Origin of the sequence: Rhizobium acaciae, assembly GCF_025941625.1 — a bacterium.
GTDB lineage: Bacteria > Pseudomonadota > Alphaproteobacteria > Rhizobiales > Rhizobiaceae > Rhizobium > Rhizobium acaciae.
The window spans coordinates 39,219-50,933 of the sequence record NZ_JAPCZO010000037.1; the positions used below are offsets into that span (position 1 = coordinate 39,219).

Annotated in this window: 13 protein-coding genes; 3 read left to right on the forward strand and 10 right to left on the reverse strand. The window is 61.4% G+C overall.

Annotated elements, in window-relative coordinates:
* Positions 1-6 precede the first annotated feature (6 nt).
* Positions 7-297 carry a DUF3175 domain-containing protein gene (locus OLZ32_RS36150; protein ID WP_264425171.1) on the reverse strand — a complete coding sequence of 97 codons (291 nt, stop codon included), beginning with the start codon at positions 295-297 and terminating at the stop codon, positions 7-9.
* A gap of 53 nt (positions 298-350) precedes the next feature.
* Positions 351-665, reverse strand: coding sequence for a hypothetical protein (locus tag OLZ32_RS36155; protein WP_017992133.1), 315 nt, complete (start codon positions 663-665; stop codon positions 351-353).
* Between the two features lie 153 nt (positions 666-818).
* On the opposite strand from OLZ32_RS36155, the gene OLZ32_RS36160 reads away from it, so the two are divergent.
* Entirely contained in the window at positions 819-1,187 is a 369-nt protein-coding gene (locus tag OLZ32_RS36160; protein ID WP_017992132.1) for a hypothetical protein, read from the forward strand.
* A gap of 39 nt (positions 1,188-1,226) precedes the next feature.
* On the opposite strand, the gene OLZ32_RS36165 is transcribed toward OLZ32_RS36160, so the two are convergent.
* The 5 genes from OLZ32_RS36165 to OLZ32_RS36185 all read right to left on the reverse strand — a co-directional run bounded on the left by OLZ32_RS36165 (position 1,227) and on the right by OLZ32_RS36185 (position 5,661).
* Positions 1,227-3,944, reverse strand: a complete 2,718-nt coding sequence (locus tag OLZ32_RS36165; RefSeq protein WP_264425175.1) for a hybrid sensor histidine kinase/response regulator — start codon at positions 3,942-3,944, stop codon at positions 1,227-1,229.
* A gap of 174 nt (positions 3,945-4,118) precedes the next feature.
* Positions 4,119-4,292 (reverse strand): hypothetical protein, encoded by a 174-nt coding sequence (locus tag OLZ32_RS36170; protein WP_003548963.1) that lies wholly within the window; start codon positions 4,290-4,292, stop codon positions 4,119-4,121.
* Positions 4,293-4,301: 9 nt separating this feature from the next.
* Entirely contained in the window at positions 4,302-4,484 is a 183-nt protein-coding gene (locus OLZ32_RS36175; RefSeq protein WP_264425177.1) for a hypothetical protein, read from the reverse strand.
* Positions 4,485-4,622: 138 nt separating this feature from the next.
* The gene (locus OLZ32_RS36180) at positions 4,623-4,877 is read right to left on the reverse strand and encodes a DUF2934 domain-containing protein (RefSeq protein WP_026160325.1); all 255 of its coding nucleotides are present in this window, start codon (positions 4,875-4,877) and stop codon (positions 4,623-4,625) included.
* A 142-nt stretch (positions 4,878-5,019) separates the two neighbouring features.
* Entirely contained in the window at positions 5,020-5,661 is a 642-nt protein-coding gene (locus OLZ32_RS36185) for a UdgX family uracil-DNA binding protein (RefSeq protein WP_026160324.1), read from the reverse strand.
* A gap of 164 nt (positions 5,662-5,825) precedes the next feature.
* Between OLZ32_RS36185 and OLZ32_RS36190 the strand changes: the two genes are divergently transcribed.
* The gene (locus OLZ32_RS36190; protein ID WP_180195390.1) at positions 5,826-7,289 is read left to right on the forward strand and encodes a phospholipase D-like domain-containing protein; all 1,464 of its coding nucleotides are present in this window, start codon (positions 5,826-5,828) and stop codon (positions 7,287-7,289) included.
* A 93-nt stretch (positions 7,290-7,382) separates the two neighbouring features.
* The gene (locus OLZ32_RS36195; protein WP_003548979.1) at positions 7,383-8,198 is read left to right on the forward strand and encodes an endonuclease/exonuclease/phosphatase family protein; all 816 of its coding nucleotides are present in this window, start codon (positions 7,383-7,385) and stop codon (positions 8,196-8,198) included.
* Positions 8,199-8,253: 55 nt separating this feature from the next.
* Here the strand turns inward: OLZ32_RS36195 and OLZ32_RS36200 are convergent, their stop codons facing one another.
* From OLZ32_RS36200 to OLZ32_RS36210, 3 genes are all read right to left on the reverse strand, one after another.
* On the reverse strand, positions 8,254-8,829 hold the full coding sequence (locus tag OLZ32_RS36200) for a hypothetical protein (protein ID WP_264425181.1): 576 nt from the start codon (positions 8,827-8,829) through the stop codon (positions 8,254-8,256).
* A gap of 417 nt (positions 8,830-9,246) precedes the next feature.
* Positions 9,247-10,872, reverse strand: coding sequence for a carboxylesterase/lipase family protein (locus tag OLZ32_RS36205; RefSeq protein ID WP_264425183.1), 1,626 nt, complete (start codon positions 10,870-10,872; stop codon positions 9,247-9,249).
* Positions 10,873-11,169: 297 nt separating this feature from the next.
* Positions 11,170-11,448, reverse strand: a complete 279-nt coding sequence (locus OLZ32_RS36210) for a hypothetical protein (protein WP_028741771.1) — start codon at positions 11,446-11,448, stop codon at positions 11,170-11,172.
* Positions 11,449-11,715 lie beyond the last annotated feature (267 nt).

The following is an 11,715-nucleotide window of genomic DNA, read 5'->3' on the forward strand; positions in this document are numbered from 1 at the left end:
GGCTGCTCAATCCTTCGGTTGACGAGCGAAGTCTTTTCGCAGTTCGTCCTTGGCCTTTTCAAGGGTTCCACGCCGCTTTTTCGTCAGTTGATCGCCGGCGCGGTTGATGTAGAAGGTCAGCATCGACATGGCGGCGCGATAAGGGCTCGACTTGCGGCGATCGCTCTCCTCGGCGGAGTGCTTGACGGAGCGGGCAATCTTCTTCGGATCGTCCGATTTGAACACGCCTTCCTTCAGGTCCATCGCATCGCTGTGTTCGGTGACGTCCTGCGACCATTTCTTCTTCGATTTGGCCATGGGTCAAACTCCCTATACGGCTGGCGGAAAGCCCCCGCTTGCCGCATCAGTTGTTAATGGTGGCTGTGGTGTTCGTTGCGCTTGCGCGTCGCAGCGGCCTTCTTTGCCGAAGCGGACCGGTCCTCCTTCGAGCGTGCGGCGGATGCCGCGCCGCCGATGCGGCCGCCCTTTTCGGAGGATTCATGCGTATCCTTCTTGCCGCGGCCGGAACCGGATTTGTTGCCGCCGCCGCTTTCCTTGTTGACGGTCGCCCAGGCACGCCGTTCGGCTTCCTTCTCGGAAACGCCACGATCCTCGTAGCCCTCCTCGATGTGCTCGGCCTTGCGCTTCTGCTTGTCGGTATAGTCGGATTTGTCACCTCTCGGCATCTTGGCCTCCTCTGGTTTGCAAAGGGACTGAACCGGTCAACAGCCCAAAAGTTCCGGCCGCGATCGTGGCCCGCAAGGCCCGGATTCGGAACAAAAGCCGATTTTATCAGGTTTCCGATGGCAAAGCCCTGCACAGAAGAAGGAGCCGAGAACATGGAAAAACACATCGTCAAAGCCGATGGAAACGGCGCGATCGACGTGAACGGCCAGGTATCGCCGGTCACCTATACCGTCGGCCTCAAGCAAGGAAAGGGACGTTCCTACGAGGTCGACATCCGCCTGATGGCGCCGCGTGACTGGCTGCTGCAGAGGGGCTTCGAGCGGGATGCCGTGCTGGTCACTCAGAGCGGAGCGCGCATTCCCGTCTATCACGATGGCGGCAGCCATCACGATGGTAGCAATGATGGCCGTCTCGCTCCTGCCGACACGATCTCGATCGAACTGACGGCGCGCGACGACAGCTGCACCAGCGAGGTGGATCTGATGCGCAAATATCCCGAGTTCGACGGCGCCGACGCATAAAGCAGAAGCTGCAGCATTCCGTGACGGCACAGAGATACTCTAGGCGCCAGGCCGCTGCTGGACGGCGCTTCTGACCGCCTGGTCGAGCGCCGCGCTGCTGAAAGGTTTCGACAGCAGCACCGAGCCGGGGAGACGGTTTGCATCCGGCAGGCCGCTGTTGCCGGTGGCAAAGACCAGGCCGACCGACGGAAAGGCCTCGCGCGCCTTGGCGGCAAAGGCCGGACCCGACATGCCGGGCAGGCCGACATCGGTGACGATGATATCGATGGTGGTGTGTCCGATGATTTCCACGCCCCTTTCGCCGCTATCAGCCTCGATGACGTCATAGCCGAGATCCTGCAGGATCTCGGCGGTATCCAGGCGGATGAAGGCGTCGTCTTCCACAAGCAGCAGCTTCAGCTTTTCGCGGGTGATCTCGGGGTGTTTGGCAGGGGCCACTACGGCATCGCTCGCCCCTTGGCGGCGTTGCGTCCTGAGAGTAAGCACGTGGCGGATCTTGCGGGCGAGTTCCTCGCGCGTATAGGGCTTGGAGAGCAGCTCGAGACCGGGATCGAGCCGGCCGCCATGGACGATCGAATTTTCGGTATAGCCCGACGTGTAGAGCACGGCGATATCAGGCAGACGCTCGCGCGCCATGCGGGCAAGCTCCGGACTCCGCAACGGCCCGGGCATGACGACATCGGTAAAGAGCAGGTCGATATGGGCGCCGCTTTCGATCACGGTGAGCGCGCTTTGCGCATCCTTGGCTTTCAACACGTAGTAGCCGAGATCTGACAGCATCTCGACGACGGTGGCGCGCACGCCCTCGTCGTCCTCGGCGACAAGGATGGTTTCCGTGCCCCCGGCGGCCGGTACGCTGTCGGCGGCCGTGACCCGATCCTCGCTTCGGAACGAGCGGGTCAGGTAGAGCTTGACGGTCGTGCCTTCGCCGATCTCGCTGTAGATCTTCACATGGCCGCCGGATTGCTTGACGAAGCCATAGACCATCGACAGGCCGAGACCGGTGCCCTTGCCTTCCGGTTTCGTCGAGAAGAAGGGCTCGAAGGCCTGCTCCATCACCTCCTGCGTCATGCCGGCGCCGGTATCGGTCACGGCGAGCACGACATATTGGCCGGCGGTGACTTCAGGATGGATACGGCTGTAGGAATCGTCGAGGAAGGCGTTGCCGACCTCGATCGTCAGCTTGCCGGCGCCATCCATCGCGTCGCGGGCGTTGATCGCAAGGTTGAGCAGTGCGTTTTCAATCTGGATCGGATCGGCGAAGGTGTTCCAGAGACCGCCAGAGACCATGGTCTCGACTTCGATCTCCTCGCCGAGCGCGCGGCGCAGCATGTCATCCATGCCGGTGACGAGGCGGCCGATGTTGATGACCTTCGGTTCCAGCGGCTGGCGGCGACCGAAGGCCAGCAACTGGCTTGCCAGCCGCGAGCCGCGTTCGACGGCGGCAAGCGCGTTGGAAATGCGTTCCTTGCCCCGGCCGCTATCTGCCACATCCTTGCCGAGAAGCTGCAGATTGCCTGAGATCACCTGCAACAGATTGTTGAAGTCATGGGCGACGCCGCCGGTGAGCTTGCCGATCGATTCCATCTTCTGCGACTGCTGGAGGGCTGCTTCGGCCTGCTGGCGTTCGGCAATCTCGGCCGCGACGCGGACCTCGAGCATTTCATTGAGTTTCCGTAGTTGATCTTCCATGTCGCGGCGCTGGTCGATTTCAACTTTGGCGGCACGGAAGAGCCGGATATTGTCGATCGCGACGGCCGATTGGCCGGCGAGGCTGACGAGGCTCGCCTCGGCCGCTTCGGAAAAACGGCCGGGCTGGCCGTGACCGAAGAACAAGCCGCCGATGACGCTGCCGTCGCGTGATTTCACCGGCACGGCAAGATAGCTCCTGACTGGAAGATGCCCCTTCGGCATGCCTGCATGCGGCGCATTCTGCCCGTAGCGCGGGTCGAGCAGGATGTCGTCGGTGCGCACGATGCCTTCGCCGTTGAAGGTCGGCGCGAAGACCTTGGTATTGCGTGGCATCGGGAATTTCTCGAAGTTCTTCCGATCGACACCGGAGAGCGCATAGAGCATGTAGCTGCCGCCCTCGCCATCATCGACATTGTAGAAGAAGGCGCCGAATTCCGCGCCGGTCAGCGTCACGCCGGCATCGACGACAATCTGGGTGAGGCGTTCGACACTGGGCTCGACGGTGATCGCGGCACCCGCCCGGTTGACGACCGCAAGCGCCTCCGATTTTGCACGCAGTTCTTCCAGCGCGATCTGTTCGCCGCGCTTGGCCGACACCTGGTCGGTGACATCGAGGGCCGCGCAGAGGATGCCGGCGACCCTGCCGTCATCGTCGCGCAGCGGGGTGTAGGAGAAGGTGAACCAGGTGTCCTCGGTACGGCCGTCGCGGCGCATCGGGATGAGCAACTCTTTGAAAAGCTGCGAACTGCCTTCCAGCGTGCTGGCGACGATCGGCGAGAACTGTTCCCAGATATCGGCCCAGACCTCACGGAAGGGTCGTCCGAGTGCATCGGGATGCCGCTCCGGGAAAACAGGCACATAGGCGTCATTGTAGAGAAAAGCGAGATCCGGACCCCAGGCAACGAATTTGGGCTGGCGCGAATTCAACACCATTTCGGCGATATGCTTGAGGGACGCAGGCCAGCTTTCGACCGAACCGAGACCGACGGCGTGGAAAGCCGGATGCCGTAACAATTCGCCGATTTCGCCGCCGCCTCTCGGCCAGCCGTTCCCGACGCTTCCCATTCAAATCGCTTTCTTCTCGTCAGCCGCGCCGGGGTGATCGGCCACCTCGGGGTTCAGCCCTTCCAAACCGTCAACATAGAGGCTTCCGATGGGAGGGAAAGGGCGCGGTCAAAATATCCTTAACTGCTGGGTGTTCAACACTTTTAGCAGTCTGCGGACGGCGCCTGCGGGCTGTTATTTTCGGTAGAGTTTTTGCGATGCGGCAAATGCGCGGCCGATATAGACGGAGACCAACTGCACCGGTGCGCGCGGATCGCGAAAAACCAGTCCGACCAGATTGTCGACGACAAGGATGAACCCGAGCGCGAGACCGAGGTAGAGCAGTGCGGCGATGACGAGGAGCGACATCTCCATCCCTCACACGATCGCGGTCGAAACGCGGCCGCTGGCCGCGAAGAGCAGGATGGAAAGTATTTCGATATGGCCGTCGTTCATGGCAACTTCCCCGGTTTCGCCATAAACAGCCAGGGGATGCTCTTGTTCCTGGTTATCCGGGCAGGCCTCAACTTTTTTTGGAAGCCTCAAAGCTTGCAGCGTCATCCGGCCTCTGTTCACCCCCGCATGGAAGCCCACCCCTGCAATTCAATATCGCACAACCAATTCAGGCATATGACAAAAAAGGAATCAAGGGCGTCGAGACGACGCCCTTTTTAATCGAGATACTCACTATTTTAGCGTTCAGGACGCGGTTTTGCGGCTCGCGGTGCGCTTTGGCGCCGGCGTGACCACGCCATTCGTCTTGGCACCGGTCGCAGTGCGCTTCGCCTTGGGCTTGAGCTCTTTGCCCTTGGAAGACGCAGCCGAGCCCTCGAGCGCTTCGCGCTCGTATCGTGCCTGTTCCCAATGGATGGACTCTCGCCCTGTCGGATAACCCTCTTCTTCCCAGAGGGTGTATGCACGTTTCTTGATCCACTCTTCCCGAGTTTCTGCCATCGCTGATCTCCAGTCACATGATGCCGTCGTTCGAACGCGATACTGCTTGGATGGTTCCAGAGGAGGGGAGCTCTTTCAAGCGAAATCGCGCCGCAACCGGAAATATTTCGCATCGCAGCATATTAGGGTTGAAAATCGGCACTCATGCGGGCCGAAACGCCGCCGCCTTGTGCAGATCTGAGACGAAATCCCGGTGTTGGCGGCGCCGCTCCGCCTCGTCGCGGATGCGCAAGAGATAGGAGGGGTGGATGGTGACCAGGACAGGCGGACGGTTTGCCGGATGGAGGATATGGCCGCGCTCCGGCGTCAGCTTCGCCTTCGGCCCGAGCAGCGCGTAAAGTGCACTTGCGCCGAGCGTCACGACGAGCTTCGGCCGCAGGATGTTGAGCTCGGCGCCGAGCCACCAGGCACAACGCCTGATCTCGCCGGCATTCGGTTTTGCATGTAGCCGCCGTTTGCCGCGCGGCGTGAACTTGAAGTGCTTGACGGCATTGGTGACATAGCAGCGCTGGCGGTCGAGACCGGCCTCTTCGAGGCAACGATCGAGCAGGCGGCCGGCGGGACCGACAAAGGGCCTGCCGGTCAGATCCTCCTGGTCGCCCGGTTGCTCGCCGACAAGAACGATCTCGGCTTTCACAGGGCCTTCGCCGAAGACGACTTGCGTGGCATTCCTGTAGAGATCACAACGGGTACAGCCATCGGCCTGATGCCGGAGTTCGGCAATGGTGTCGGCATCCGCGACTTCGAGCGCCAGAGCCGGACCGACGTTTGCGGCGATGTTCATGATGCCATCCTCAGTCTCCTCGGGATCAATCGATCCGTGCAGGGATTGTTCCCTGCCGAAACGGCCGTTCCGGGCCGGCAAAATGATCACGGCGAGAAAATTCGCGTCATGGGAGAGCGAAGGCGCGATTGAACGCAGCCGTTTCGCGGCTATATTCGCCAGCAATGTTCTATCTCTTGTCGACCTACTGGCCGCATATCCTCTTTGTCGTCTCGATCGCCATGGGGGCCGCGGCGGCGATCCATGCCGCCATGACCAAGGAGGAAGTGCGTGCCGCGATCGGCTGGGTCGGCGTCATCATCCTGTCTCCGATCATCGGCGCGGTGCTCTATGCGATTGCCGGCATCAACCGCATCCGCCGCAAATCGTTGAGTGTCCGCCGCGACGCGCTGCTGCTTGCGGCCGAATTCGACGAGCTGGAGACCTTCGACGCCGAGGCAGAGACGGTGATCAGTCAGTTCGGCCGCCGCTTTGCGGCGCTGCAGACGCTGGGTGACCGGGTGACGCGCAATCCGCTGACCTCAGGCAATACGATCGATGTGCTGGAAACCGGCGACGAGGCCTATGCGGCGATGAAGACGAGCATCGACGAGGCGACGCGCAGCATCCTGCTCGAAACCTATATCTTCGACCGCGACGCTGTCGGCCTTCGCATCGCCGATGCACTGATTGCGGCGGTCAGGCGTGGTGTGGAGGTCCGGGTGCTGATCGACGCGGTCGGCGCGCGTTATTCGGTGCCGAGCATTCTTGGCCATCTGAGGGAAGGCGGCGTCACCGTCGCCGTCTTCAACGGCAATGTCATCATGGGCTTGCGGCTGCCCTATGCCAATCTGCGCACCCACCGCAAGATCCTGATCGTCGATGGGAAAATTGCGCTGACGGGCGGAATGAACATCAGGGCGGGCTTCAGCGAGGAGGCGACGGGCGAGAGCTTTGCCCACGACACGCATTTCAGCGTCACCGGTCCTGTCGTGGCCGATCTTTTCGACCTCGCCGCCGAAGACTGGCGCTTCTCGACGCAGGAGTTGTTGAACGACGAGCCCTGGCGCATCGAACCGCCGCAGCGCAGCCCCGGCGATCCCATCCTGATGCGTGTCGTCGCCTCCGGCCCGGACCGCAGCGTCGAGACCAACCACAAAATGCTGATGGGCGCCTTTTCCGTGGCGCGCCAATCGATCCGCATCATGTCGCCCTATTTCCTGCCGGACCGTGAACTCATCAGCGCCCTGGTGACGGCGGCGCGGCGCGGCGTCGAGGTCGATATCGTCGTGCCCGCTGTCAACAACCTCGTGCTGGTCGACCGGGCGATGACGGCACAATTCGATCAGATCCTCAAGAACTACTGCCGCATCTGGCGCTCCACCGGCAGCTTCAGCCATTCGAAGCTGCTGACGATCGACGGCACCTGGGCCTATGTCGGCTCTTCCAACCTCGACCCGCGCTCGCTGCGGCTGAATTTCGAGGTCGATCTCGAAGTGCTGAACGAGGGTTTCGCCGCCGAGATCGACGAGCATATCGAGGAAACTCTGAAAACGGCAACCCCTGTGACGCTTGAAGGGCTGCAGGCGCGACCCTTCGCGGTGCGGCTGCTCGAGAAGGTGCTATGGCTGGGGTCGCCCTATCTCTGAAGGATTTTTTGTGATCGGACGTGGCAAGTCCGGCTTGCCTGCCTATACTGCTGAGACAAGCCTTTTCGATCAACGGAACAAGTGCGCCTGCCGATGCACGCCAGAAAAGACAGCCTTCCCGCCAGCATTCTCGCCTCGATCAGGAGCAGGAAAAAGCGGCTCGACGCAGCCTATACGGAGGCAAGGCCGCGCAGTGCCGGAACGCTGATTGCCTCCTACAACGTGCACAAGTGCATCGGCACCGACCGCCGCTTCGATCCGGAGCGCACCAGCCGGGTGATCCATGAAATCGGCGCCGACGTGATCGCGCTGCAGGAGGCCGACACGCGCTTCGGCGAGCGCACCGGCATTCTCGATCTCGGGCGGCTGGAGCGGGAGACGGGACTGATCGCAGTGCCGGTTGCCGGCATGGCGAAGGCGCATGGCTGGCACGGCAATGTCGTGCTCTTCAAGAAGGGGCTGGTGCATGACGTGCATCAGGTCAAGCTGCCGGGGCTGGAGCCGCGCGGCGCGCTCGTTGCCGAGATCGAACTCGAGAAGGGCGGGGTGCTGCGCATCATCGCCGCGCATTTCGGGCTGCTACGCCATAGCAGAGCCCAGCAGGCCCGCATGTTGGTCGAACTGATCAACGACAGGCACGAGATGCCGACCATCCTGCTCGGCGACCTCAACGAATGGCGGCTCGGCGACCGGTCTTCGCTCAACACCTTCCAATCCGCCTTCGGACCGCTGCCGCCCGCCGTCCCGAGTTTCCCCGCCGGCTTGCCGCTTCTGGCGCTCGACCGGATCATCGCCAACCGCAAGGGGATCATCTCGGAGGTGGAAGCACATGATACGCCGCTCGCACGTATCGCCTCCGACCACCTGCCGATCAAGGCGCTGATCGATCTGGAACCGGTGGGCGGTTAGAAACCCTATCGACAGAGACGTGATCGGAGCGGCTCGATCGGCCGCCAAGTGCCTCTCACTTCGAGCGAAACAGACGCGTGAGACGGCGAAACCGCTGAGCCCACAATTGCGGATCGATCTTTTCCGATGAGGAAGGTGCAGTCAGTCGCTCAAGACGAGGCAAGAGAAACGTAGCCCAATCGTCAAGATCGCTTTTGCTGAAATAAGGCAGCCAGACGTCGGAGGGAGCCTCCCATTGTCGTGGATTTGCTCGAGCCAGATCGCCGAGCTTGACCAATATAGTTTGGCCGCCGTCTCCGAGGACTTCGATCTCCGGGTCTGGATCGGGTCTGGGAAGGCGCGCAATGATGCTTTCTTCCAGAGCTTTGCCAATGCTTCGATCCGCCTCATTGAGGCGACGAAGTATTCTTGTGTCTCCGGCGGGGCCGGAGCCCCCTGTCATGTTGATCGTAAATTTGGCACCGATAATGCTGTTCGAATATTGGGAAACTTGTAGCCAACAAGCCCTTCCGTCCCGGGTAAAGCTGCACTTGCCCGCGTTCTGGGATTCCCACCCGAGCTCCCGAAATCTCCAAGCCAGCAGCAAGCGCATATGTCGGTGAAAATCTCTACTTTTCAGATAGTCTCGCATGCTTTTGTCCCAGGGATATGCATCGCGCTGGAGCATCTCATGGCATGCTCGAAGGCACAACGGACGCTTGTGTCGCAGCAAGCGTCTGCCAGCGCGGCATCTGAAAATTTTTTAGAACCGAAAGGGATGGCGTCTGCGGGAGCTGGAAGCTACTCGGTGAGCCCTTTTTGAGCGCCGGCATCGCAGCGTCCATCTCACCGCCGCCGGGGGCAGGCTGCTCGCATCCTAACTTTATCTTTCGACCGGATCGACGAGTGCCTGGAGGAGATCCGCGGCCGGTCCTGCGTTGGATCAGGCCGCGGATTGGGGGCTGAAGGAGGATGATATTGGCAAAGATTAGGCGCATTTGTCGCGTGGCAGGCGGCGCCGGCCGGTCGATGCCAGCCGGCGCCGCATGTCCAATCCTTGCAAATCGCGCTAGAGAGCGCCTGCTGTCTGCAGCAGCTTGCGATCGAGATCGACTGCCACGCGGGACTGCTTGTCGAGGACCATGGTCGCTGGTTTGTCGGCTGTGTAGGCCGGCCAGTCGGGCAGGCCCTCGGCGCTCGGCTTGCCGTTGCGCGCGAAGTTGACCCAGGCCTGGCTTACCTTCCTGGAAAGCGCGAGCGCGTCGCTGCCACCGCCAGTCGACGTCTTGACCAGGGCGGCGTTCGCAAACACGTAGGGCAGTTCCGAGCAATGCCAGGCCATGGCAATGCCATCCAGGACCGGTGATTCGTAGGCGAACATGTAGGAGTAGACCGGAGCCCCTTTCTGCTTTGCCTTCAGGTCGAGATCACGGATGGCTCCCGGCCGGAAGCGCAGGTCGAGGAAATAGGCGTCGGCGATCTTCTTCTCAGGGTAGGCCGCCCTGAATGCCTTGCCGACCGCGTCGGCCTTGTCGGCGAAGCGCTCCTTCAGCTTGGCCTCGGACTTGTCTTCGTCCCAGTTGTTCTTGTTGTCGGCAAGAAGCTCGCCCGCCTTGTGGCTGATCACCGTCTCGAACTCATTGAGGGTGTTTCCGACCATCAGCGGAATGTCCTTGGCCTGGTCGACCCACTCTGTCCCGACCGGGTTCGCCGGAATATAGTCGCCGTCCTGAACGGGCGCGAAGCGGGCGTCCTTCGCGCCTTGAGCGGTCGCGTCCTTGATGGCCTTGTCGGCTGCGGCAAGGAGATCGTAATAGTCCGCGTCGGCAAGCTTGTCGATTTCGCCGGCCTTGAGACCGAGATTGGCGAGCGTCAGTTCGGCCACCTTCCGCGAGGACGCCTGATCGATGACGGAATCGGTCCGGGAGCCGCTCTGGACGATGGCCTTCTGGAAGAGGTCCTTCGCTGACGGCGTCCCCATCAGGGCGCGCACCTTGTAGCCACCGCCGGACTGGCCGAAAATCGTCACGTTGCCGGGATCGCCGCCAAAGGCCTCGGCATTGTCGTGGACCCATTTCAGCGCAGCGACGAGATCCGTGACGCTGGCATTGCCCGACCGTTTGTATTTCTCTCCGTAGGCGGAAAGATCGAGGAAGCCGAGCACGTTGAGCCGGTGGTTGAGGGTGACGACGACGACATCGCCGTCCTTGCTCAGATTGCGGCCGTCATAGGAGGTCAGCTCGATGCCGGAGCCATTGGTGAAGCCGCCCCCATGGATCCAGACCATGACCGGCCGTTTCTTTCCGTCCTTGATCGCCGGCGTCCAGATGTTCAGGAACTGGCACGCTTCGCTCATCGGCAGATAGCGGTGCGGATTGAAGAGTTCGTCGCCGGCCACTTCCTTCATGCGGGGGATGAAGCAGTTCTCGCCATAGGTGACTGCGGGACGGATGCCTTTCCAGGGCGCGACCTCTTCCGCCGGCATGAAGCGGGCGGCATGAGCATAGGGGACGCCAAGATAGCTGTAGATGCCATCGTCGAGTGCGCCGACGAGACTGCCCTTCTTGGTTTCGACCACCGTCTTGCTCTGCGAAGCAACAAACTCTTCGGCGAGAGCGGGTGCGCCGGCAATGGAAATTGTCACCGCCGACAGCGCAGATAGCAAAGCGCAACAATATAGAAACGTCCTTTTCATCAACTTATCCTCTTGTCGTTGATTTCGAGTTTTCAAAGCCCGACGGCCGCCATCCCCGACCGTCGGTGACTAACTAGGTCGGTGCCGCCGATTGTCAGGCCACAGTCAGATGGTTTGCTGGAAAGAGGATCACGCCGGAGGGTTGGACGGGTCTTCTTGCTTCTTGAGTATGTCCGACGGAACACTACGCGGCCCCCGAGTGGTGTCGTTGGCCAACACTACCCGCACAGGTGATTAAACGGCGAGATACATGGAAATCTCGCCGCTTGCCCGGACTGCGCTAGCGTCCGCCACTTGTCAGAAAGATGACGAAGGGACCACGCCGATCGTTGGGACGGGTGGTTCGTGCTCCGGCACCTTGTTTCCTTGCTCGCCGCCCGCGCTCAGTGCCTCGCGCACTTCCTCCTCTTCCCAGCCCGCCTCGACGGCGGAAGCCACGAGCGTTTCGATTTTCTCGGTTTCCGAGTTGTGCGAAGTCTCATCGAGGCGGCGTCTGGCGGTCTCGAGACACTGACGGAGGTTTGAAGCGCGGCTGGCGTCGTTACGGTCGTAGCTTGGCGATGCGACGTAGGTCATTTGAAAGCTCCCTGCTGATCGACAGGAACACCTGAAGAGAGAGCCGGTTCCACAGCGTGTCTGCGGTAAGCCGCCGGGTGCCGCCTCGGGGACTGACGGCATCTCCTGGCGCTGGTTCGCCTGCATCCGGATGGCGAGCATAAACAACCGGCTCGAGATATAAGGGAGGCACCGGTGCCCAACCCAAACGGCGATCCTGTCGACGAACCTTAGCAACTGCCAGACCGTCGTGAACCAACTTTTGGATTGGGTTCGCTGTTGCCTGGA

Excerpts from the sequence above, each read along its gene's own strand:
- OLZ32_RS36150 (WP_264425171.1), bottom strand. The coding sequence starts at position 297 with ATGGCCAAATCGAAGAAGAAATGGTCGCAGGACGTCACCGAACACAGC.
- OLZ32_RS36155 (WP_017992133.1), bottom strand. The coding sequence starts at position 665 with ATGCCGAGAGGTGACAAATCCGACTATACCGACAAGCAGAAGCGCAAG.
- OLZ32_RS36160 (WP_017992132.1), top strand. The coding sequence starts at position 819 with ATGGAAAAACACATCGTCAAAGCCGATGGAAACGGCGCGATCGACGTG.
- OLZ32_RS36165 (WP_264425175.1), bottom strand. The coding sequence starts at position 3,944 with ATGGGAAGCGTCGGGAACGGCTGGCCGAGAGGCGGCGGCGAAATCGGC.
- OLZ32_RS36170 (WP_003548963.1), bottom strand. The coding sequence starts at position 4,292 with ATGTCGCTCCTCGTCATCGCCGCACTGCTCTACCTCGGTCTCGCGCTC.
- OLZ32_RS36175 (WP_264425177.1), bottom strand. The coding sequence starts at position 4,484 with ATGACGCTGCAAGCTTTGAGGCTTCCAAAAAAAGTTGAGGCCTGCCCG.
- OLZ32_RS36180 (WP_026160325.1), bottom strand. The coding sequence starts at position 4,877 with ATGGCAGAAACTCGGGAAGAGTGGATCAAGAAACGTGCATACACCCTC.
- OLZ32_RS36185 (WP_026160324.1), bottom strand. The coding sequence starts at position 5,661 with ATGAACATCGCCGCAAACGTCGGTCCGGCTCTGGCGCTCGAAGTCGCG.
- OLZ32_RS36190 (WP_180195390.1), top strand. The coding sequence starts at position 5,826 with ATGTTCTATCTCTTGTCGACCTACTGGCCGCATATCCTCTTTGTCGTC.
- OLZ32_RS36195 (WP_003548979.1), top strand. The coding sequence starts at position 7,383 with ATGCACGCCAGAAAAGACAGCCTTCCCGCCAGCATTCTCGCCTCGATC.
- OLZ32_RS36200 (WP_264425181.1), bottom strand. The coding sequence starts at position 8,829 with ATGCGAGACTATCTGAAAAGTAGAGATTTTCACCGACATATGCGCTTG.
- OLZ32_RS36205 (WP_264425183.1), bottom strand. The coding sequence starts at position 10,872 with ATGAAAAGGACGTTTCTATATTGTTGCGCTTTGCTATCTGCGCTGTCG.
- OLZ32_RS36210 (WP_028741771.1), bottom strand. The coding sequence starts at position 11,448 with ATGACCTACGTCGCATCGCCAAGCTACGACCGTAACGACGCCAGCCGC.